At 66.3% G+C, this 21,848-nt stretch carries 15 protein-coding genes; 5 read left to right on the top strand and 10 right to left on the bottom strand.

Going from position 1 to position 21,848, the window contains the following annotated elements; all coding sequences use genetic code 11:
• Positions 1-4: 4 nt before the first annotated feature.
• The 7 genes from FBX97_RS01170 to FBX97_RS01140 form a co-directional block, all read right to left on the bottom strand.
• Positions 5-973 (bottom strand): ABC transporter substrate-binding protein, encoded by a 969-nt coding sequence (locus FBX97_RS01170; RefSeq protein WP_141830748.1) that lies wholly within the window; start codon positions 971-973, stop codon positions 5-7.
• A 93-nt stretch (positions 974-1,066) separates the two neighbouring features.
• Positions 1,067-3,481 carry a glycoside hydrolase family 127 protein gene (locus FBX97_RS01165; RefSeq protein WP_141828435.1) on the bottom strand — a complete coding sequence of 805 codons (2,415 nt, stop codon included), beginning with the start codon at positions 3,479-3,481 and terminating at the stop codon, positions 1,067-1,069.
• A 14-nt stretch (positions 3,482-3,495) separates the two neighbouring features.
• Positions 3,496-5,049, bottom strand: coding sequence for an alpha-N-arabinofuranosidase (locus tag FBX97_RS01160; protein ID WP_141828434.1), 1,554 nt, complete (start codon positions 5,047-5,049; stop codon positions 3,496-3,498).
• 35 nt (positions 5,050-5,084) lie between these two features.
• Complete coding sequence (locus FBX97_RS01155; protein WP_141828433.1) at positions 5,085-6,977, bottom strand: glycoside hydrolase family 97 protein; 1,893 nt, start codon at positions 6,975-6,977, stop codon at positions 5,085-5,087.
• Positions 6,978-7,087: 110 nt separating this feature from the next.
• Positions 7,088-7,855, bottom strand: a complete 768-nt coding sequence (locus FBX97_RS01150; RefSeq protein WP_141828432.1) for an SDR family NAD(P)-dependent oxidoreductase — start codon at positions 7,853-7,855, stop codon at positions 7,088-7,090.
• Positions 7,852-8,844, bottom strand: coding sequence for an AraD1 family protein (araD1, locus tag FBX97_RS01145; protein WP_141828431.1), 993 nt, complete (start codon positions 8,842-8,844; stop codon positions 7,852-7,854). The genes FBX97_RS01150 and araD1 overlap by 4 nt, the downstream gene beginning before the upstream one ends.
• A gap of 26 nt (positions 8,845-8,870) precedes the next feature.
• On the bottom strand, positions 8,871-10,607 hold the full coding sequence (locus FBX97_RS01140; protein WP_141828430.1) for an IlvD/Edd family dehydratase: 1,737 nt from the start codon (positions 10,605-10,607) through the stop codon (positions 8,871-8,873).
• 403 nt (positions 10,608-11,010) lie between these two features.
• On the opposite strand from FBX97_RS01140, the gene FBX97_RS01135 reads away from it, so the two are divergent.
• From FBX97_RS01135 to FBX97_RS01125, 3 genes are read left to right on the top strand one after another with little or no spacing between them, the layout of a single operon-like run.
• Positions 11,011-12,888: a TonB-dependent siderophore receptor gene (locus FBX97_RS01135; RefSeq protein ID WP_255517239.1), complete on the top strand. Its 1,878-nt coding sequence runs from the start codon at positions 11,011-11,013 to the stop codon at positions 12,886-12,888.
• 1 nt (position 12,889) lies between these two features.
• Complete coding sequence (locus tag FBX97_RS01130) at positions 12,890-13,405, top strand: YfiR family protein (protein ID WP_185748434.1); 516 nt, start codon at positions 12,890-12,892, stop codon at positions 13,403-13,405.
• Positions 13,402-15,276, top strand: a complete 1,875-nt coding sequence (locus FBX97_RS01125) for a bifunctional diguanylate cyclase/phosphodiesterase (protein ID WP_141828427.1) — start codon at positions 13,402-13,404, stop codon at positions 15,274-15,276. Before FBX97_RS01130 ends, FBX97_RS01125 begins: the two co-directional genes overlap by 4 nt.
• Before the next feature lie 9 nt (positions 15,277-15,285).
• Here FBX97_RS01125 and FBX97_RS01120 read toward each other — a convergent pair whose 3' ends face one another.
• Positions 15,286-16,353, bottom strand: coding sequence for an aldose epimerase family protein (locus tag FBX97_RS01120; RefSeq protein ID WP_141828426.1), 1,068 nt, complete (start codon positions 16,351-16,353; stop codon positions 15,286-15,288).
• Between the two features lie 194 nt (positions 16,354-16,547).
• Between FBX97_RS01120 and FBX97_RS01115 the strand changes: the two genes are divergently transcribed.
• Positions 16,548-17,339 (top strand): hypothetical protein, encoded by a 792-nt coding sequence (locus FBX97_RS01115; protein ID WP_141828425.1) that lies wholly within the window; start codon positions 16,548-16,550, stop codon positions 17,337-17,339.
• A 143-nt stretch (positions 17,340-17,482) separates the two neighbouring features.
• Entirely contained in the window at positions 17,483-19,537 is a 2,055-nt protein-coding gene (locus tag FBX97_RS01110; protein ID WP_185748433.1) for a bifunctional diguanylate cyclase/phosphodiesterase, read from the top strand.
• 5 nt (positions 19,538-19,542) lie between these two features.
• Here FBX97_RS01110 and FBX97_RS01105 read toward each other — a convergent pair whose 3' ends face one another.
• Positions 19,543-19,992, bottom strand: coding sequence for a MarR family winged helix-turn-helix transcriptional regulator (locus FBX97_RS01105; protein ID WP_141828423.1), 450 nt, complete (start codon positions 19,990-19,992; stop codon positions 19,543-19,545).
• A gap of 87 nt (positions 19,993-20,079) precedes the next feature.
• Entirely contained in the window at positions 20,080-21,660 is a 1,581-nt protein-coding gene (locus FBX97_RS01100) for a sensor domain-containing diguanylate cyclase (RefSeq protein WP_141828422.1), read from the bottom strand.
• Positions 21,661-21,848 lie beyond the last annotated feature (188 nt).

Genomic DNA, 21,848 nt, shown 5'->3' with positions numbered 1-21,848 from the left:
CGGCTCAATATTTGCGGTTCGGGAATTCCTTGGCCGCGACTTCGGCCGGGAACACGCCCTCGGTGACCGTGATGCGCTGCGCGACCGGCTTGCCGGCGGCAACCGCCTGCGCGGTCTGCATCAGGGTCGGCCCCAGCAGCGGATTGCATTCCACGGTGGCGTTCAGCTTACCCTGCATCATGGCCTCGAAGGCACCGCGCACGCCGTCGATCGAGACGATGACGATGTCCTTGCCCGGCTTCAGGCCGGCTTCCTCGATCGCCTGGATCGCGCCGATCGCCATGTCGTCGTTGTGCGCGTACAGCACGTTGATGTTCTTGCCCTCCGACTTCAGGAAGGCTTCCATCACTTCCTTGCCCTTGGTGCGCGTGAAGTCGGCGGTCTGCGAGCGGATGATCTTCATCTTCGGATTGCCGGCGATGACTTCGGCAAACCCCTTCTTGCGGTCGTTGGCCGGCGCGGCGCCGGTGGTGCCCTGCAGCTCGACGATGTTCAGCTGCTTGTTCGGGTTCTTCTTGGCGTAATCCTGCAGCCAGCGCCCGGCGCGGCGGCCCTCTTCCACGAAATCGGAACCGATGAAGCTGACGTACAGCGAGGGATCGCTGACCTTGACCGCGCGGTCGGTCAGGATCACCGGGATTTTGGCGTTCTTGGCTTCGCGCAGCACGGTCTCCCAGCCGGTTTCGACCACCGGCGAGAACGCGATCACGTCGACGCGCTGGGCGATGAAGGAGCGGATCGCCTTGACCTGGTTCTGCTGCTGCTGCTGGGCGTCGGCGAACTTCAGGTTGATGCCGGACTGCTTGGCGGCGGCCTTGATCGAGGCGGTGTTGGCGGTGCGCCATTCGCTTTCGGCGCCGACCTGGGAGAAACCGATGGTGAGGGGTTTGGCGGCAAAGGCCGGGAGGGCGCTGCCGGCACATGCTGCGGCGAGCATGGCGGCGCCCAGCAGGGTTCTGCGGGTGAAGGTCATCACGTGGTCTCCGTATTTTTGTTCCACAATACTAGACCAGAGTGGGATACTCATCCAATCATTTTTTTGATGGATGTAATATATTATTTGATATCACAATGGTTTCCCGCTAGCCTCGTTTCCATCGCGCATCAGCCTCAGGTGATACAAGCTGCCGACCGTCGATCCCTCCTGCGCTACGAACTTGATTTCCAGCTTGCCTTCGGCCTGCAACAGGCCCGTCGGCAGTGCAAAATCGCGCGTGTAGAACTCCTGCGCGTCATCCTTCGCCAACTCGACCTCGGCCAACCGCTGCCCATTCACCAGGAGTTCGAAGCGCCGCCCGCCATCCGCACGCGCAAAGGTCAGCTGCAGCGTCTTCGCCTCCCCCTTCGGATCGTTCAACTGGTAGCTGAACCACTTGCTGGCCCGCCGCCAGTGGCGTCCTTTCGTGATCCCTGACTCCGTCCCCTCCCCCTTGAAGAAGTGATCCGACTCCGGCTGCTGCTCGCCCGGCGCCACCTGGTCGATGGTGCGGGCATCCAGCGCCAGCCGCTCAGCTTCCTTGGCGGCGTTGTCGGCACGCAGGCGCGCATACTCGCCTGGGGTCGACTGCGGCCAGTACATCGTGTAGCGCGCGTCGTGCAGGCGGAAGAAGGGAATGAATTCGGTCGACGCCCCGGTGCCGCCGCCCTGCACCAGCCCGGCCGGCGCGCGGAAGGTCAGCGGCTTGCCCGGCACCGGCTGGAAGCGCCGGATGAAGTCGCGGCGGTCCGAGACAAAGGTCGGTGCCGACTCCAGCGGGCAGACCTGGCCCTTGGCGATATGGCCCATGCGCGAATCGTCGGCCAGGAAGTTCAGGTGCTCCGTGGGGAACGGGTTGGTCTTCGCGGCCAGAACGATCGGGCCGTGCAGCACGGCGTAGTAATTCGACTTGTCCGGCATCTGCTCCAGGCGCGTGCTCATCGGCAGGCTGACGTCCACGCGGTCGCCCTGCTTCCACATGCGGTCGATGCTCAGGTAGCTGCCAGGCGCAGCGTCGATCCGGACCGGGCGGCCATTGATACGCACTGCCAGCTTGCCGGCGGCGACCCAGGCCGGGTAGCGGATCTTCAGCGTGAAGCGGGCATTGCCGTCCACCGTGATGCGCGTGCCCGCCTGGTCCGGAAAACTGTTCGCCTGGGTCAGCGACACGCCTTTCTCGCGCCACTGCAGCGTGGAAGGAATGAACAGGTTGACGAACAGCGCGTCCCGGTCTTTCTCGTCCCTCTCGTGCGCGTAGATGAATTCGCCGTACTTGGCATGGCTCTCGATGCCGGAGCCGACGCAGCACCACATCGCCTGATCTACCTGCGAATACACGCGGTAGTGGTTCGGCCGCATCGGCGTGAAGTAGACAAAGCCGCCGGTCCCGGGCCGCTGCGAGGCCAGGATGTGGTTGTACAGCGCGCGCTCGTAATAGTCGGCGTACCGGCCCTGCTGGTCCGCGAGGAACAGCATTTCGGTCAGCTTGAGCATGTTGTAGGTGTTGCAGGTCTCCGGACCCTCGACCTCGTCAATCATCGGGCTGAAGTCGGCGGTATCGTGGAAGTGTTCCTTGACGCTGTTGCCGCCGATGGCGACGGTGCGGTGCTCGACCACAGTCTGCCAGAAGAATGCGGCGGCTTCCCGCATATCCTTGCGGCCCGAGAGTTCGCCGATGCGCTCGAAACCGATCACCTTCGGGATCTGGGTGTTGGCGTGCAGGCCGGTGAGCTTGTCCTCGCCCTTTTCCAGCGGCTGCAGTATCTGCTGGTGCGAAAACTTCAGCGCAAGCTCAAGATATTTGCGCTCGCCCGTCATCTGGTAGACGTCGGCCAGCACTTCGTTCATGCCGCCATGCTCGCTCTTGAGCATGGTCTGCATCTGTTCTTCGCTCAGGTGGCTGGTCAGGCGCAGCGCCCAGTCGGACAGCGCGACCAGCATCGCCTTCGCATCCTCGTTGCCGGCGTAGCGCCAGGCGTCGCGCAGGCCGGCGTAGACCTTGTGCAGGTTGTACCAGGGGACCCATTTGCCGTTGACCGAGAAGCTGTCGGCGCGCAAGCGGCCGGCGGCGACGTCGCGCCAGGCGGCGCGGCCGCCGGGGATGCCGCCGAGGTAGCCGTCGCCATTTGCCTGCTGGGCGCGTTTCAGCTCGGCGATGCAGTAATCCAGTCGGCGTTTGACCTCGGCGTCGCCGGTCGATGCGAACATCAGCGCCAGTGCCGACAGGTAGTGGCCGCCCATGTGGCCGTCCAGGCCCGAGGATTCCCAGTTGCCGTAGCTGGGCTGCTTGGGCTGCAGGCCGGCTTCGCGCAGGAAGGGAGCGAGCAGGCGGTCCGGCTCCATCACCATCAGGTAGTTCAGGTCGGTGGTCTGGGCGTCGAGGAAGGGACTCGGGCCCAGGCGCACGTCGCGCAGCGGGAACAGGTCGGCGGCGTGGGCGGCCGGCATCGACAGCAGCGCCGCCGCGACCGGCAGCGCGGCCGCGGCGATACGCAAGGCACGCATCGCCGCGTGCACGATCAGCCCTCGACCGCCAGCACCATCACCGCCTTGGCCGGCACCTTGACGGTCAGCTTGCCGCCGCTGGCCGATGCGCTGAACGGCGCCGGCTTGATCGCCTGCGGGTTCTGGAAGGTGTTGTGGGCATCCATCGCATCGGCGGTCAGGACCTGGCCCCGCACCGTCCCTGCCGCCTGGCCGGCGACGTCGAGGGTCACGTCGGTCGCCTCGCGCGGGTTGGTGTTGACCAGGGCGACGTAGACCTTGCCGTCCTTGGCGCGCGCGGCCGAGGCGCTGATGCCGGGCACGCCCTGGCCGTTGGCGCCGTAGGTCGTGTTGTTGGCGAGCGTGACCGGCAGCGAGGTCGCATCCTGGAACGGGATGTACATCTGGTAGGCGTAGTAGGTCGGCGTCAGCAGCATCCTGTTCTTGTCGGTGATGATCATGGCTTGCAGCACGTTGACCATCTGCGCGATGTTGGTCATGCGCACGCGCTCGGCGTGGGCATGGAAGATGTTGAAGTTGAGGGCGGCGACCACGGCGTCGCGCAGGGTGTTGCGCTGGAACAGGAAGCCGGGGTTGGTGCCCTGTTCGACGTCGTACCAGGTGCCCCATTCGTCGACGTAGAAGCCGATCTTTTTCTTCGGATCGTTCTTGTCAAGGACGGCGACGTTCTTGCGGATGAAGTCTTCCATGCGCAGCGTACGCTGCACGGTCGAGAACCATTCGCTTTCCGGGAAGCCGACCGCGGCGCCCTTCTTGTCCCATTCGCCGGTCGGCAGCGTGTAGTAGTGGAAGCTGATGCCGTCGGTGACGCGGCCGGCGTCGCGGCTCAGGACGTCGGTCCAGGCGGTGTCGTCGCCGGTGCCGCCGCTGGCGATCAGCTTGGGCATGCGCTCCTTGGGCGCCTTCAGGAAGGTGGTGTAGTGGTTGTACAGGCTGGTGTAGTACTCGGGCTTCATGTTGCCGCCGCAGCCCCAGGCCTCGTTGCCGATGGCGAAATAGGCGACCTTGAACGGCTGTGGGTGGCCGTTCCTGGCGCGCAGCTGGGCCAGGGTCGACTGGCCCGTCGACGTCATGTACTCGACCCACTCGGCCATTTCCTGCGGGGTACCGGTGCCGAGGTTGCCGTTGACGTAGGCGTCCGCGCCCAGCATCTCGGCCAGGTCGAAGAATTCGTGGGTGCCGACCGCATTGGTTTCGGGGACGCCGCCCCAGTTGGTGTTGACGCTCACCGGGCGCTTGTTGCGCGGGCCGATGCCGTCCTTCCAGTGGTATTCGTCGGCGAAGCAGCCGCCCGGCCAGCGCACCAGCGGCACGTGCAGCGCCTTCAGCGCGCCCACCACGTCGTTGCGCCAGCCGCGCGTGTTCGGGATCCTGGAGTCGGGACCGACCCACAGGCCTTCATAGATACCGGTGCCGAGGTGTTCGGCGAACTGGCCGTACACGTTCTTGTTGATCACCGCACCCGGTTTTGCCGTGTCGACGCGTACGCTGACCTGGGCCAGGGCCTGGCTCGAGGCAAAAGCGGCCATGACGCCGAGCGCGACGAGGGTGGATTTGAAAGCCTGCATGTGGTCTCCTGTGTTTTATACGATTTATTCAGTACTTATTTGAATACGGCGACGAAGCCGCCGTGCGGCTTGATCGTGATGCGCTGGCGGCCGCCGCGGATTGTAGCCTGCGCGAACGCGCGCTCGCCGTCGCCGTCCGCGATCATCTGTCCCGCCCTGCCCTGCAGGAAGCCGAGGTCGAGTTCGAGCGCGAGCGCCTGCTCGCCGGCGTTGAAGCCGGCCAGGTACCAGGCGTTGCCGCTCTTGCGGGCGATGACGGCGTAGCGGCCCGGGTAGCCGTCGACGAATTTCACGTCGTCCCAGCTGCGCGGCAGTGCGCGCAGGAAGTCCTTGACGTAGCCGGGCGCGGTGGCCATGCCTTCCGGCGTCTCGGCGAAGTGCTGGATCCCGGACAGGAACAGCACCGACTCGGCCAGCTCGAAGCCGTTGCGCGTGCTGCGGCGGATCTTCGGGATGTCGCCGAAGGCCATCGGCGTGAAGTCCATCGGATCGAACAGGTTGCGCGTGAACGGCAGCATGGCGGCATGCGCCGGCACCGCGTCCTCGTCCTTCTGCTCGAAGGTCGTGAATTCGAAGCCGCGCACGGCTTCCATCGTCATCAGGTTTGGATACATCCGCGACCAGCCGCGCGGCAGCGTCGCACCGTGGAAGTTGACCAGCAGGCCGGCGACGGCGGCGTCGTTCAGGATGTCGATGTAGTACTGGATCATCGAGCGGCCGTCGCCGCCGAAGAAGTCGATCTTGACGCCTTTCACGTCCATCTTCGCCAGGCGGGCGAATTCGGCGACGCGCTGCTCGTGGGTGAGCAGTTTGCTCTTGGGCGTCATCTCGGTCTTGTTCCAGGACCCGGACGAGTTGTACCAGGCCAGCAGCCCGATGTTCTTCGACGAGGCGTAGCGCGCCAGGTCCGCCATCTTCTCGTAGCCGATCCTGCGGTCCCATTCGGCGTCGACCAGGGTGTAGTCCCACCCCATGTCGACCGCGTAGTCGATGAACTTCTTCTGGACGTCGAACACGGTGGCCTCGTCCTTCAGCAGCGCCCAGCTCCAGGACGCGTGGCCGGGACGCGCCAGCGCCGCATCGAAGCGGATCGCCGGCGGGGCCAGGTCGGTGCCGAGGGTGGACTCGACCAGCGTCGCCAGGCTGCCGAGCGCGATCACGCGCCAGGGCGAGGTCAGGGTGCCGCGGCTTTCGGCCAGCAGGCCGCCGCCGGGGAAGACTTCCGGCGCCATCGGCACGCCCATCTTGTACACGCCGCCACCCGATTCGGCCTGCAGGCGCGAGGCATGCCAGCTGCCGTCCATGTTGGTCTCGGTGAGCGCGACCCAGGTGTCGCCGGTGCGGAACAGCGCCGGGAACACCCAGCCGGCGTTGTTTGGTGCCGGTGTGCCGACGGCGATCTCGCGCTGGTAGTGCTCTTCGTAGGACGGGTTGGTATTCGCGAAACCGGTCTGGGCGACCGCCATCGGCTGCAGCCAGGCTTTCGCACCGGCGTCGAAGCGGAAGCTGGTCGACTCGGCGACGAATTTTTTATCCGCCAGGCCGGCATCGCGCACCAGGTAGCGGAAGGCGACGCCGTCGTCCGACACGCGGAAGGCCACGTCCAGCGCCTGGCCCTTGGCATTGCGCACCGTGACGGTCTGCTCGCTGGCGCGGTAGCCGATGCGGCGCTTCTTGGCGGTGGCCAGTTCGTAGTCGTCCGCGACCTGCGTCACCGGCGAGGTGGCGGCCAGGGTCAGGCCGTTGGCGAGGTCGGCGCCTTCGAGCTGCAGGCCGAGGCGCGAAGGCAGGATGACCGGGCGGCCGTCGCGCTGGATGCTGTATTCCAGCGTCTGGGCGGGGGTGATGCGGATGTCGACGCTGAGGTGGCGGTCGGGACTGGTGATGGGGGCGGCCAGCGCGGGAGACGCCGCCAGCAACACCGTCATTCCCGCGCAGGCGGGAATCCAAGTTTTTCGATGTGCCACGAACTTGGGTTCCCGCCTGCGCGGGAACGACGGTTCTGGGGGTAACGGTGAAAGCATGGATAAATGTCCCATCAAGTCCACCCCGCATCCACGACAAAATCCTGCGCCGTACACATCTTGCTGTCATCCGCCGCCAGGAACAGCACCATCGCTGCGATATCCTCCGACATCAGCTTCCCGGGCAGGCATTGCGCCCGCTTGATCTCGGCCTCGCCCGCCTCGTCCAGCCACAAGTCGATCTGGCGCTGGGTCATCACCCAGCCCGGTGTCACGGTGTTCACGCGGATGTTGTGCGGGCCGAGGTCGCGCGCCAGGCAGCGGGTGAAGCCGATGGCGGCGGCCTTGGTGGCGGCGTAGATCGGGTAGTCCGGGTTCTTGGCGTGGAAGGACATCGAGCTGAAGTTGATGACCGAGCCGCCGCCGCGCCGCTTCATGCCCTCGAGTGCGGCCTGCACCGTGAAGAACAGCGGGCGCTGGTTGATGGCGATGCGCTCGTCGAAGTACTCGACGCTGACCTCGCCGATGCGGTGGCGGCTGTCGTTGGCGGCGTTGTTGACGATGACGTCGAAGTCGCCGAGCAGGCCGGCCAGTTCCGCCATGGTCCGCTGCAGCGCCGGGATGTCGGTGATGTCGCAGTGGCGGAACACCGGGTCGTGCGCGCCGGTGCCGGCCAGGCGCGCCACCAGCGCTTCGCTGGGTTCCGCCAGGATGTCGACGAAGGCGACCGCGGCGCCCTGGGCCACGAAGGCGGCCACGATGGACTCGCCGATGCCGCTGCCGCCGCCGGTCACGAACACCCGCCTGCCCTGCAGGCTGGGGTAGCTGGCGAGGCGGCTCATAAGGCTTTCACTTTCGCGTGGCCGCCGGGGGTCACGGCCAGCGCGTTGCGCAGCGCCGGGCCGAATTGCGGAGACTCGATCTCGAAGGTTTCGCCGGCCTGCACGCTGACATTGTCGGCGAAGCTCAGCGTGGCGGTGCCGAAGAAGTGGATATGGACGTCGCCCGGACGCTTGAACAGGCCATATTTGAAATGGTGGTGTTCGAGGTTGGCGATGGTGTGCGACATGTTCTGTTCGCCCGAGACGAAGGCCTTTTCCCAGCGCACCTGCCCTGCCGCGTCGCGGATGCGCGACACGCCTTCGACGTGGGCCGGCAGTTCGCCTACCCGCAGTGCCGGGCCGACGCCGCAGCTGCGCAGCTTGGAGTGGGCCAGGTACAGGTAGTTCTGGCGCTCGGTCACGTGATCCGAGAACTCGTTGCCGAGGGCGAAGCCGAGACGATACGGCTGGCCGTCGGCACCGATCACGTACAGGCCGGCGATTTCCGGCTCTTCGCCGCCGTCGAGCGCGAATTCGGGCATGTCGAGCGCCTGGCCGCCGGCGCGCACCACGGAGCCGTCGCCTTTATAGAACCATTCCGGCTGCACGCCGGGGCCGTCGCCTGCCGGCTTGCCGCCTTCGACGCCGAGGCGGAACATCTTCATGCTGTCCGACAGGTTCTCGACGTCGCCGCCGATCTTCTTGTGCATGGCGTCGCGGGTGTCGGCACTGCCCAGGTGGGTCAGGCCGGTGCCGGTGACGTAGCAGTGGGCCGGATCGGGGTGGTCGAGCGGCGCCAGTAGGCGTCCCTGCTGCGCGATGCTGGCGTAGGATTCGCTGGAACGGGTGACGGCGGCGCTGGCCAGGGGCGCGATGCCGGTCCCGCCGGCGATGGCGTCCGCCGCCAGCTCGTAGGTGGTGGCGTAGCCGGCGAGCGCGGTGACGGTGTCGCCGTCCAGGATGCCGACGCGGCGGTCGCCGGTGGCGGTTTTATATTGGATGAGCAGCATCTTCGTGTCTCCTGCTTATTATTGGTTCAATGGGAGTGCTTCGGCACCTCCGACCCGCGGCACCCGACCAGGAAATCGAAGTCGCAGCCCTCGTCCGCCTGCAGCACGTGGTCGAGGTACAGGCCCGCATACCCGGTGCGCGGGGCCGGTTTCTGGTTCTCGAGACGAGCGGCCAGGCGCGTGCGGATCTCCTCGTCCGGCACGTCCAGGTGCAGGCGTCCGTTGGCGCAATCCAGCTCGATATAGTCGCCGTCGCGCACGATGCCGAGCGGTCCGCCCGCCATCGCTTCCGGTGCCACGTGCAGCACCACGGTGCCGTAGGCGGTGCCGCTCATGCGCGCGTCCGAGATGCGCACCATGTCGGTGATGCCGCGCGCCAGCAGTTTCGGCGGCAGCCCCATATTGCCGACTTCCGCCATGCCTGGATAGCCCATCGGCCCGCAATTTTTCATCAGCAGCACCGAGTTCTCGTCGACGTCGAGGTCGGGATCGTTGATGCGCGCCTTGTAGTGGTCGAAGTCCTCGAACACGACGGCCTTGCCGCGGTGGGTCATCAGGTGGGGCGAGGCGGCCGACGGTTTCAGCACGGCGCCGCGCGGGGCCAGGTTGCCGCGCAGGATGCAGATGCCGCCGTCGGCGATCAGCGGCGTGTCCAGCTTGCGGATCACCTCGTCGTTGTAGATCGGCGCGTCCTGGTTGTTCTCCCAGAGCGATCTGCCGTTGACGGTGAGTGCGTCCTTGTGCGGCAGCAGGCCGCCCTCGCCCAGGCGCCGGATCACGCCCGGCAGGCCGCCCGCATAATAAAACTCTTCCATCAGGAAGCGCCCCGACGGCAGCAGGTCGACGATGGTCGGGGTACCCTTGCCGATCGCGGTCCAGTCTTCCAGTTCGAGCGGCACGCCGACGCGGCCGGCGATCGCCTTCAGGTGGATCACGGCGTTGGTCGAGCCGCCGATGGCCGCGTTCACGCGGATCGCGTTCTCGAAATTCTCGCGCGTCAGGATTTTTGAAAGGCGCAGGTCTTCATTGACCATCTCGACGATGCGCATGCCGGACATGTGGGCCAGCACGTAGCGGCGCGCGTCGACCGCGGGGATCGCGGCATTGTGCGGCAGCGAGGTGCCGAGCGCTTCGGCCATGCAGGCCATGGTGGACGCCGTGCCCATGGTGTTGCAGGTGCCGGCCGAGCGCGAGTGGCCGGCTTCGGCGGCCAGGAAGTCGTGCATCGTGATCTGGCCCGCCTTGGCCTGCTCGTGCAACTGCCAGACGGCGGTGCCGGAGCCGATGTCCTTGCCGTTCAGTTTACCGTTGAGCATCGGTCCGCCGGTGACGACGATGGCGGGAATGTCGACGCTGGCCGCACCCATCAGGAGCGCGGGCGTGGTCTTGTCGCAGCCGACCAGCAGCACCACGCCATCCATCGGGTTGCCGCGGATGGATTCTTCGACGTCCATGCTGGCCAGGTTACGGGTCAGCATCGCGGTCGGGCGCAGGTTGGATTCGCCATTGGAAAACACCGGGAATTCGACCGGGAAGCCGCCGGCTTCCAGGATGCCGCGCTTGACGTGTTCGGCCAGCTTGCGGAAATGGGCGTTGCAGGGGGTGAGTTCGGACCAGGTATTGCAGATGCCGATGATCGGCTTGCCCTGGAATTCATGGTCGGGAATGCCCTGGTTCTTCATCCAGCTGCGGTACATGAAACCGTTCTTGTCCTGGGTGCCGAACCATGCTGCGGACCGCAGCTTCCTCTTTGTCTCCGACATTATTTTTTCTCCATCTCAGCGGTGGAGAGAGTCTAATTATCTGTGGGATAACTTTCCAATCAATTTTTTAACTATATCGATACCGCTTTCTATATCACTTAGGCACGGTGGAACCCGCCAGTTGACCGGATATGGCCATGATGCTCACCAAATGTTGCATACCGGCGTCACTAAAATAACATTCCCTACTGTAATTACAATTTACATGTGACAATGCAACATGTAAGTCTGACTGATATACACCCGCCCAGTTTCCTACGCAGCTTCCATGATCCCGGTAATTCGCAGTTCCCCCCTGAGTGCATTGATATTGACTGCGGCTGCCCTGTCGTTCCCGCCGGCGCAAGCGGCCGAGGACACCGCAGGCGCGCCCGGCCTGGCTGACTTGCCCCTGGAACAACTCATGCAAATGCAGACCGTGACCTCGGCCTCGCGCTTCGAGCAATCGCTGAGCGAGGCGCCGTCTTCGGTCACCGTGCTGACCTCGCAGGAAATCCGCGAATACGGCTGGCGCACGCTGGGCGAGGCGCTGGCATCGATTCCCGGCCTGTACGTGTCGAGCGACCGCAATTATGCCTACCTCGGCGCGCGCGGCTTCCTGCGTCCGGGCGACTACGACAGCCGTTTCCTGCTGCTGATCGATGGCGTGCGCAGCAACGACAACCTGTACGACCAGGCTGCGATCGGTACCGATGCCCTGCTCGACATGGCCCTGGTCGAGCGCATCGAGTACGTACCGGGACCGGGCGCGGCGGTCTATGGCTCGAATGCGCTGTTCGGGGTGATCAACGTGATCACCAAGTCCGGCAGCGCACTGGGCGGCGTGCGTGTCGCCCAGTCCTTCGGCAGCCTGGGCGAGCGGCGCTCGCGCGTCAGTGTCGGTGCCCATGGCCAGGACGGCAGCGACCTGGTGCTGTCCGCCACCAGCTATGCGCGCCGCGGCGGCGACCTGTACTTCCCCGAATTCGACCAGCTCGGCACCGGCAACGGCATCGCCCACGGGCTGGACTGGGACCGCGCCCGCAACCTGTTCGCCAAGCTGCACCGCGGCGCTTTCACCTTCAGTGCCGGCTACGTGGCACGCACCAAGGGCGTGCCCACGGCGTCGTTCGGGGCCGTCTTCGACGCGCCCGGCTCGACCCGCGACACCAGGGCATACGCCAACCTGGCCTACGAGTCCGCCGTCACGGCCGACCTGAGCGTCGCGGCCAGCCTGTTCTGGGGCCGCGCGGACTACCTCGGCCTCGGCCTGTATCCGGACGGCGACGGCAGCGCGCACCTGAACGTCGACGGCGCCCATGGCGCGTGGTACGGCACCAACGTGCACATGACTTACCGCGGGCTGCGCGGCCACAAGCTGCTGGCCGGCATTGAATTGCAACACAACCGCCGCCGCGACCAGTTCAACTACGACGTCGCGCCGGACATGTCGTGGCTGGACGACCGCCGCCGCGGCAATCGCGATGCCGCCTTCGTCGAGGACGAATGGCGGATCGGTCCCAGGACGATCGTCAACGCCGGCCTGCGCTACGACCGCAACAGCGACATCGGCGCCAGGTTCAGCCCGCGTCTCGCGCTGATCCGGACGCTGACGCCGTCCGACACGCTCAAGCTCATCTACGGCACCGCATTCCGGACGCCGAACGCCTACGAGCAGTATTACGCGATCCCGACGCCCGGCGGCCAGGAAGCCAATGCGCAGCTGCGCCCGGAAGACATCCGCACCCGTGAACTGGTGTGGGAGCACCGGCCGGATGCCTATGGCAAGGTGTCGCTGTCGCTGTTCCACTACCAGATGCACGGCCTGATCACGCAGGCACTCGACGCGTCGACCGGGCTGCTGCAGTTCACCAATACCCAGCGCGCGACCGCGCACGGCGCCGAGCTGGCGGCCGAGCATACCTACGCCAACGGCGTGCGCGTGCGTGCCAACGCCAGCTGGCAGCAGGCCGCCGACGACGGGGGCCAGGCACTGGTCAATTCGCCGCAGCGGCTGTTCAAGGCCGGCGTCAGCCTGCCCTGGGCCGCGCTGGATGCCCGCCTCGCCGGCGAATGGCAATGCGCGTCGCAGCGCCTGACCGAGCATGCGCGGGTCGGCGGCTATTGCAGCGCCAGCCTGGTCCTCGGCTCGGCCGGCGCCGGCCGCGGCTGGGACTGGTCGGTCGCGCTCTACAATGCCTTCGACCATGCGTATGCCGATCCGGCCGGCCCCGCCTTCGTGCAGGAAGCCATCGTGCGCGACGGCCGCAGCGTGGTCGGCCAGCTCGGATACCGGTTCTGAGATGATGGCTCCGTATCTGCGCCTGTGCGCCGCGCTGCCGGTGCTGCACCTCCTGCTTGCCGCGCCGTCCTGCCTGGCACAGGGGCAGGACGACCAGCTCAAGGCGGCCTACATCCTGAATATCGCCATGTTCACGACCTGGTCGGCCCCGGCCGCCCCGGCCCGGGCATTGACGGTGTGCGCCAGCCCCCAGCATTCGCTGTGGGACAGCCTGCGCCAGCTCGACGGCCGCAACGTCAACGGGCGCACCTGGGCCACGGTCGATGCCGGTGCCGCAAGCGCAAAGACGTGCGACATCGTCGTCGTCACTGCCGCGCGCGCACCGCGCAGCGCGCCGAAAGAGGCCGGCAACGCCTTGTACGTGGTCGATGGCACCCCGTCCGCCACCTATGCGGGCGCCGTCGCCCTGGTCGAGGAATCCCAGCACATCCGCTTCGACGTCGACACGCGCGAGGCGGCCCGGGTCGGCATCAAGTTCAGTTCGCGCCTGCTGCGCCTGGCCCGCAACGTCATATGAGCATCTTCAGGAGAAGCCGCGGCGCGGCGCGCAGCCGGCCGGGCGACCGCACATCGATCGCGTCGACCATCGGCGCCGGCCAGATCGTGGCCGCCGTCGCCGGCCTGGTGATCGCCAGCGTGGTCCTGCTGGCCTACCAGTTCGTCTCGCTGCGCAATGCCTCGACCAACGAGGCCCGGGTGCAGGCCGGCATCATCGCCGACAACGTCACGGCATCGCTGATGTTCGGCGACCGCGAGGCCGCGGCCGACATGCTGCGCCCGCTGCACTTCGCGACCGACCTGATGTCGGCCACGGTCTACGACAGCGCCGGCCAGCGCTTCGTCAGCTATGTGCCGGGCGGACAGGCGCAGCCGGTGCAGGACCTGGCGGGGACCATCCGGGTCGAAGCCCCGGTCGATTACCGCGGCCGGAAGATCGGCAGGGTCGAGCTGACCATGAAAATGACGAGCCTGCGCGTGGGACTGCTGCGCTACGCCGTGTTCCTGGCGCTGACGATCGCCGGCGCGCTCGCCATCGTGATGCCGATCGTGCGCCGCACGCGTTCGCGCGTGGCGCGCGCGGAGCGCGAACTCGACTACCTGGCCTACACCGATCCGGTGACCGCGCTGCCAAACCGGCGCGCCACCTATCTGCGGCTCGAGCATGAGCTGGCCCTGCCCGACGCCCGGCTGGCGCTGCTGCTGCTCGACCTCGACAACTTCAAGGTCGTGAACGACACCCTCGGCCATTCCGCCGGCGACGAATTGCTGCGCAAGGTGGCGGCGGCGCTGCGCGACGCGGTCGGCGACGCCGGTGTGGTCGGCCGCATCGGCGGCGACGAGTTCGCGATCATCCTGGCGCCGCTGGCCCGGCGCGGCGCGGCGCTGGAGGTGGCCGAGGCGGTCGCGGCATCGCTGCGCGTGCCCTTCCCGCTCGAGCAGGGCGAAGTCTTCGCCAGCGCCAGTATCGGCATGTGCGTGTATCCCGACGATGTCGCCGGTTCGACCGAACTGCTCAGCAGTGCGGACACGGCGCTGTACGCCGCCAAGAACGGTGGACGCAACCGCGTCGTCGATTTCCGGCCCGAGATGACGTTTGCGACCCAGCGGCGCGCACGGCTCGAACGCGAACTGCGCAAGGCGCTGGAAGCGCAAGCCTTGTGCGTGTACTACCAGCCGCAGTTCGATTGCAGCGGCCGCCAGATCATCGGGGTCGAGGCGCTGGTGCGCTGGCCGCATCCGGAACATGGTTTCGTGTCGCCGGCCGAATTCATTCCGATTGCCGAAGAAACCGGCATGATCGTCGAGCTCGGCCGCTGGGTGCTGCAGCGCGCCTGCCACGACGTGGCGGGCTGGCTGCGCGCCGGCATGCCCGAACTGAGCCTGGCGGTCAACGTGTCGGCGCGCCAGCTGCGCGAGCCGGGCTTCATCGACGACGTGACGCGGGCGCTGGCCGACAGCGCCCTGCCGGCCGAAATCCTGGAACTGGAATTGACCGAGAGCCTGCTCATGGAAAACGTTGATGCGGCCATCGAATTCATGCAGCAAATCCGTGCGGCCGGCATCCGCCTGTCGATCGACGACTTCGGCACCGGTTACTCGTCGCTGTCCTACCTGCAATCGTTTCCGATCAACCAGCTGAAGATCGACCGCAGCTTCGTCCAGCTGCTGCCGCAGCAAGGCGAGACCATCGCCCGGGCCATCATCTCGCTGGGACGGGGCTTCGGCCTGACCGTGCTGGCCGAAGGCGTGGAAGACCAGGCCCAGCTCGAGTGGCTGCGTGCGGCCGGCTGCGACTACGTCCAGGGTTTCTTGCTGGGCAAGCCGATGCCCGCCGCGGACATCCTGGCGCGCTTCGCCGCGGACAGCCGTTCGTCCGCCGCGGCATGAACGCCGCCTTTACTTCTCTACCGAGAACCTGAAGCGCGACTCGGTCGCGTAGATTTCGCCCGGCCGCAGGATTGTGCTCGGGTAGTCCGGCTGGTTGGGCGAATCGGGAAAATGCTCGGGTTCCAGGCACAGGCCGCTGCGGAACTCGTACTGGCGGCCGCCCTTGCCCGTCAGCGAACTGTCCAGGAAGTTGCCGCTGTAGAACTGCACGCCCGGTTCCTGGGTCCACAGCTCCAGCACCCGCCCCGACGCCGGTTCGAGCACGTGGGCGGCGCGTTGCAGCGCCTTGCTGCCCGGGGTGCGGTTCAGGACCCAGCAGTGGTCGTAGCCGATGCCGTGGCGCAGCTGCTTGTCCGGCTGTTCGATGCGCTCGCCGATCGCGCGCGGCTTGCGGAAGTCGAACGGGGTGCCGGTCACCGGGGACAGCTCGCCCAGCGGGATGGCGCCGGTGTCGATCGGCACGAAGCGGTCGGCGTCGATGGTCAGCACATGGTCGAGGATGTCGCCACCCGCGCCGGCAGCACCGTGCAGGTTGAAATAGCTGTGCTGGGTCAGGTTCACCGGGGTCGGCTGGTCGGTCGTGGCCTGGAAACGCACGATGATCTCGTTGTCGTCGCTCAGGCTGTAGCGCACCGTCGCCTCCAGGTTGCCCGGATAGCCCTGTTCGCCATCGGCGCTGCGGTAGCGCAGCACCAGCGAACCATCCTCGACGGCGGCCTGCCACAGCACCTTGTCGAAACCGGGTTCGCCGCCGTGCAGGTGGTTTTCCCCGTTGTTGACCGGCAGCTGATAGGTCTTGCCGTCCAGCGTGAAGCGGCCCTTGGCGATGCGGTTGCCGTAGCGGCCGATCAGCGCGCCGAAATACGGGCTGTCCTTCAGGTAGGGTTCGAGGGTGTCGAAGCCGAGCGCGACGTCGGCGAACTGGCCGGCGCGGTCCGGCACGTGGATCTGGGTGATGATGCCACCAAAATCCAGGATCTTCACGATCATGCCCGCAGCGTTGGTGAGCGTAAATTGACTGACTTGCGCACCGTCGGGCAAGGTCCCGAACGGCGCCCGCGTGATGTCGGTGTGCACGTTTGTCTTATCCTCAAAAATGAATTGATGATGATCCTAGCACGGGCTGCACCGATGGCCGCGTCACGCTTGTGATCAGACTTGTAATTAAGAATATTCCTAACCAACTTAAGACTGCTCCTAATACCGGTAGGATAGTTCCGTGCAAGACACAATCCTTACTCCTCTTTTCACCACGCAAGCGTCGAGGCATCATGGCCACAGCATGTATCACAAACTTCATCGATCTCATCCTTGGCACCGACGTCGACACGATCGCCGACCCGCTCCAGATTCCCGCCGCCTTCGAGGTAGCGCGCACGAACCTGCTGTCCGCCCATTACACGCCCTTCGATTACGTGAATGCCCAGGCACGCGTGGTCGTGGTCGGCATCACGCCTGGTTTTGCACAATGGAAAAACGCGGTGCGCGAAGCGCGGCGCCAGCTGATGGCGGGGGCGCCGCTGGCGGAGGTGCTGCGCGCGGCCAAGTACACCGGCGCCTTCAGCGGCGCGATCCGGCCCAACCTGGTCGCGCTGCTCGACCACGTCGGCCTGCAGCGCTGGCTCGGCATCGCCAGCTGCGCCACCCTGTGGCACGCAGACGCGCGGCTGATGCACGTGACCGCGGTGCTGCGCCATGCGGTCTTCGTGGACGGCAAGAACTACAACGGCGCCAATCCGAACATGATCGCCACGCCCCTGCTGCAGGGCCAGATGCTCGATTACTTCGCGCACGAGGCGGCGCTGCTGCCGGACGCGGTCTACGTGCCGCTCGGGCCCAAGGTCGGCCAGGCGCTGTCGTGGCTGGCGGCGCGGGGCGTGCTCGATGAGGCGCGCATCCTGCATGGCATCCCGCATCCGTCCGGCGCCAACGCCGAGCGTATCGCCTACTTCCTCGGCCGCAAGGAAAAAGCCGCGCTCTCGAGCCGCACCAACGGCGACCAGATCGATCGCGACCGCCTCGGCCTGGCCGCGAAGATGGCGGCGCTCGGCCTCCATCGATAGCGTTATCACCCTCTTGACCAGCCTGCCTGTCGTGCTACGCGCCGGGCCGTGCCGGATTACACTGGAAGCGTCCCGCAATGACTAGGTCGATCATGCCCATTCCTGCGCCCCTGGGAAGTCACCCCGCCTGGTTTTACCAGAGAATGATTGTCGCCAGCAGCAACGGCATCCTGGTCACCGATCCGCACCAGCCGGACAATCCCATCGTCTACGCGAACCCCGCCTTCGAAGCGCATTCGGGCTACGCCTACGACGAAGTGGTCGGCCGCAACTGCCGCTTCCTGCAGGGCGACGATACCAACCAGCCCGGCCTCGACCAGCTGCGCGCCTGCATCGCCGACCAGCGCCCGTGCACCACCACCCTGCGCAACTACCGCAAGGACGGCACCATGATGTGGGTGCGCATGCACATCTTCCCGCTGCACGACGAGCTCGGGCGGCTGATGAATTTCGCCGGCTTCCTGCAGGACGTGACCGACGCCATCGAAGGCCAGCGCGCCGCCGAACAGGCGCGCCAGCGTCTCAGCACCGTCCTGGAGAGCATCGCCGACGGCTGCTTCTCGCTCGACCGCGAATGGCGCTTCACCTACATCAACGCGCGCGGCGCGGCCTGGCTGGAGCGCCGTGCGCACGACCTGATCGGCAAGCGCATCTGGGACGAGTTTCCGGAAGCGATCGGCAGCGACTTCCACCTGGCTTACCGGCGCGCGGTGGCCTCGCGCGAATTCACGTCGGTCGAAAGCTACTATGCCCCGCTCGGCATCTGGCTCGAAGCGCGCGCCTACCCGACCCAGGAAGGCCTGAGCGTGTTCTTTGCCGACATCACGATGCGCAAGGAAGCCGAGGCCAAGCTGATCCACCTGGCCACGCACGACAGCCTGACCGGCCTGCACAACCGCTTCAGCTGCATGCGCGCGCTCGACGCCGCGCTCACGCGCTCGGTGGACAACGGCGCCAGGGTCGGTGTGCTGTTCATCGACCTGGACCGCTTCAAGGAAGTCAACGACGCCTATGGCCACCAGGCCGGCGACACGGCCTTGCAGGAAATCGGCCGCCGCCTGTCGACGTTTTCCGCAGCCGGCACCACCGTCACCCGCATCAGCGGCGACGAATTCGTGATCGTGCTCGAATCGACCGACGCCGGCGCCGCCCGCATGCTGGCGGAAAGCGTACTGCCGCGCCTTGCCAAGCCGATCGTGGTGGGCGGGCACCAGGTGATGGTCGGCGCCAGCATCGGCGTGGCGATCGGCAGCGGCGACGAAGTCACGCCCGACGAGCTGCTGAACAACGCCGACGCCGCGATGTACGAAGCCAAGGCCAACGGCCGCCACACCTGCAGCGTGTTCTCGGAAACCGGCACGCGCCTGCTCAAGCAGCGCCTGCAGCTGCGCCAGGAAGTCTTCAACGCGCTCGACCTGGGCCAGTTCGTGCTGTACTACCAGCCGCAGATCAACGCGGTCAACGGCGCCGTGGTCGGGGCCGAGGCGCTGCTGCGCTGGAACCATCCGCGCCTGGGCATCCTCGGTCCGCAGACCTTCCTGGCCATGCTCGAGGATTCGCCGGCCATCAACCTGGTCGGCGCCTGGGTGTGCGAGGAAGCCTGCCGCCAGGCGCGCGAGTGGGAAGACCTGGGCTTCCGGCTGCAGATGGCGATGAACGTGTCGCCGCGCCAGCTGACCGACGAGAGCCTGCCGGCCATGATGAAGGAGGTGGTCGAACGCTACGGGCTGCACCCCGAGTGCATCAAGCTGGAAGTCACGGAAAGCATGCTGATGCAGGACATCGACAAGGCCGCGCAGGTGCTGCACATGCTCAAGCTGGAAGGCTTCCGCATCGCGCTCGACGATTTCGGCACCGGCTATTCGAACCTGTCCTACCTGCGCCAGTTCCCGATCACGGCGATCAAGATCGACCGCTCCTTCGTGCAGGAAATCGAGCAGGACCGGCGCTGCCTGGACATCGTCAACGGCGTGATCGCGTTTGCCAAGTCGCTCAAGCTGGCGGTGATCTGCGAAGGCATCGAGACCGAGGGCCAGCGCAGCGCGATCTGCTCGACCGGCTGCGACGTGCTGCAGGGGTTCTTGATCGGCAAGCCGATGGCGGAGGCGGATTTCAGGAAGCTGCTGCTGGCGCAGAGCGCGGCGCGGCAGCAGGCCGATCCGGGGTGCAGGCAGGCGGGCAAGGATGCGGCCGGCTAGTATGTCTAGCCATTGCCCCCCAGCTTCGCCCGCAATCCTTCCAGCTGCTTCTTGATCGCCCCCAGTTCATCCGGCGAACATGCCGTCGCGCACAGCACCTGTTCCTGGATCGCCGCGGCCTCGCGTGCCATCGCGCGGCCGCCATCGGTGAGGGCCACCACCACCTGGCGCTCGTCGGCGGCTGCGCGCTTGCGCGTCACCAGCCCGGCCGCTTCCAGCCGCTTGAGCAGCGGCGTCAGCGTGGCCGAGTCGAGGAACAGGCGGGCGCCGATGTCGGAAACGGTGACCGCGTCGCGCTCCCACAGCACCATCATCACCAGGTATTGCGGGTAGGTGAGATCGAGCTTGCGCAGCAGCTTGCGGTAGACCTTGTTCATGGCCAGGCCGGTCGAGTACAGCGCGAAGCAGAGCTGGTTGTCGAGCAGCGGCACGGCGGGGGCAGCGGAGGTATCCATGCCGACCATGTTAGATCGCACACTATTCAATTGCAAGCAAGCGGCAGCAAATGATTTATATGAGAGCGATTGCTTGCCGCTATGAAATCAGGCGGCAACGCGCTCGGTGCCGCTGCGCCCCACGGCCCGGTTGCGTCCGGCCGCCTTGGCATCGTAGAGCGCGGTGTCGGCCGCCTCCACCCAGGCGCAGCTGGGCTGTTCGGCTTCCCGGGCCGGATAGCCGGCCACCACGCCCAGGCTCAGCGTGACCCGGCCGTTCGGGCTGTCGGCATGCTCGAGCTGCAGCTCGGCCACGGCCTCGCGGATCAGCTCGGCCACCGCCATGGCCCCATCGAGGTCGGTATCCGGCAGGATCAGCGCGAATTCCTCGCCGCCGTAGCGCGCAGCCAGGTCGGCCGGACGGCGCGCGCCGGACGCGATCGCCAGCGCGACCTGGCGCAGGCAGGCGTCGCCGGCCACGTGGCCGTAGCGGTCGTTGTACTTCTTGAAGAAATCGACGTCGGTCAGGATCAGCGCGAACGGCAATCCGCTGCGGCGCGCGCGTCCGACTTCGCGTTCCAGCGCTTCCTCGAACAGGCGGCGGTTGCCCAGTCCGGTCAAGCCGTCGCTGTCGGCCAGCGCGCGCAGCGAGATGTTGTGCAGTTCGAGCGACGCGCGCGCGTTGCGCAGCTCGCCGTCCAGCGCTTCGCGCACCCGGATCTGGACGATCATGCGGCGCCCGCCCCAGGCCAGCACGCCCACCGCGAACATCACCACCAGGGTGGTCTTGATCACCGTGGTCCACCAGCCGGCCAGGATTTCGTCCTTGGTCTGGGCGCTGGCCACCAGCAGCGGGAAGCCCTCGAGGTGACGGTAGCTGTACAGGCGCTCGATGCGGTCGATCTTCGACGTCAACATCGCCGTGCCGACCGGGCCGTTGCGCTTGTACAGCTGGAACACCGGGCCGTTGGCGATGTCGGTGCCGACCATCGACGCCTTGAACGGCCGGCGGTACAGCAGCGTGCCGTCGTCGAGGGCCAGGATGATGGTACCGGTGGGGCCGACGTCGAAGCGGTCGTAGAAGCGGCCGAAGAACTGGAGCCGCAGCGATGCCATCGCCACGCCGCCGAAACTGCCGTCGGGACGGTTGATCCGGCGCGACAGCGGGATCGCCAGCACGCCGCTGGAGCGGCTGCGGATCGGTTGACCGACCCGCAGTCCGAGATCGGTATGCGTCTTGTGATAAATAAAATACTCGCGGTCCGCGTTATTGCCGTTGACGAGATGGGGCAGCGAGGTCGCCAGCCGGTCGCCGTCCGCGCCGTAGACGAAGGCTTCCTGCAGCTCGGGCGTATGAGCAACGATCTGGCGCAGGCGCGCGTGCAGCCGTTCCCCGGCGGCCCCTTCCAGCCCGTCGTGCTGGTAGCGTTCCACTAGCTCGACCAGCGCCGCATCGCCCAGCTTGATCGAGCTTTCCGCCTGGGAGGCCAGCGCGCGCGCCATATTGGCGGTGTTGACCGCCGTCTGCTCCAGCTGGTGACTGCGCGCCGTCCACAGGCTCCAGGCGTGCAGGCCGACCAGGAACAGGCAGAACCCGACCAGCAGCGCGATCGAACGCGTGACCAGCGGCTTGCGCATCTGGTCGAGGCGCTGCAAGCGATGGTCGACATTGTCTTTGGAAGGAGGCATCGGTCAGCGCAATGAAACGGAAGTGTGAAAGGAGCATAGCTGTGACTCCACAATAAGTCCACATCGCAACATTACTTTATTGATCGGTACGGCCGAACGGCTGACTATTTATTAACTTACAGTTGCCGCACAACAACATAGATTGAATTTACTACGATGAGTGCTCGCTAGCGTACGTTTACACGGCA

The organism is Herbaspirillum sp. SJZ107 (assembly GCF_006715485.1).
GTDB lineage: Bacteria > Pseudomonadota > Gammaproteobacteria > Burkholderiales > Burkholderiaceae_D > Telluria.
Note: the sequence above shows the minus strand (reverse complement) of the source record. Positions and strands in the feature narration are given on the sequence as shown.

What these genes read in the sequence shown, in the direction of transcription:
- FBX97_RS01170 (WP_141830748.1), bottom strand. Translation starts at nt 973, where the DNA reads ATGACCTTCACCCGCAGAACCCTGCTGGGCGCCGCCATGCTCGCCGCA.
- FBX97_RS01165 (WP_141828435.1), bottom strand. Translation starts at nt 3,481, where the DNA reads ATGCGTGCCTTGCGTATCGCCGCGGCCGCGCTGCCGGTCGCGGCGGCG.
- FBX97_RS01160 (WP_141828434.1), bottom strand. Translation starts at nt 5,049, where the DNA reads ATGCAGGCTTTCAAATCCACCCTCGTCGCGCTCGGCGTCATGGCCGCT.
- FBX97_RS01155 (WP_141828433.1), bottom strand. Translation starts at nt 6,977, where the DNA reads ATGACGGTGTTGCTGGCGGCGTCTCCCGCGCTGGCCGCCCCCATCACC.
- FBX97_RS01150 (WP_141828432.1), bottom strand. Translation starts at nt 7,855, where the DNA reads ATGAGCCGCCTCGCCAGCTACCCCAGCCTGCAGGGCAGGCGGGTGTTC.
- araD1 (WP_141828431.1), bottom strand. Translation starts at nt 8,844, where the DNA reads ATGCTGCTCATCCAATATAAAACCGCCACCGGCGACCGCCGCGTCGGC.
- FBX97_RS01140 (WP_141828430.1), bottom strand. Translation starts at nt 10,607, where the DNA reads ATGTCGGAGACAAAGAGGAAGCTGCGGTCCGCAGCATGGTTCGGCACC.
- FBX97_RS01135 (WP_255517239.1), top strand. Translation starts at nt 11,011, where the DNA reads ATGCAAATGCAGACCGTGACCTCGGCCTCGCGCTTCGAGCAATCGCTG.
- FBX97_RS01130 (WP_185748434.1), top strand. Translation starts at nt 12,890, where the DNA reads ATGATGGCTCCGTATCTGCGCCTGTGCGCCGCGCTGCCGGTGCTGCAC.
- FBX97_RS01125 (WP_141828427.1), top strand. Translation starts at nt 13,402, where the DNA reads ATGAGCATCTTCAGGAGAAGCCGCGGCGCGGCGCGCAGCCGGCCGGGC.
- FBX97_RS01115 (WP_141828425.1), top strand. Translation starts at nt 16,548, where the DNA reads ATGGCCACAGCATGTATCACAAACTTCATCGATCTCATCCTTGGCACC.
- FBX97_RS01110 (WP_185748433.1), top strand. Translation starts at nt 17,483, where the DNA reads ATGATTGTCGCCAGCAGCAACGGCATCCTGGTCACCGATCCGCACCAG.
- FBX97_RS01105 (WP_141828423.1), bottom strand. Translation starts at nt 19,992, where the DNA reads ATGGATACCTCCGCTGCCCCCGCCGTGCCGCTGCTCGACAACCAGCTC.
- FBX97_RS01100 (WP_141828422.1), bottom strand. Translation starts at nt 21,660, where the DNA reads ATGCCTCCTTCCAAAGACAATGTCGACCATCGCTTGCAGCGCCTCGAC.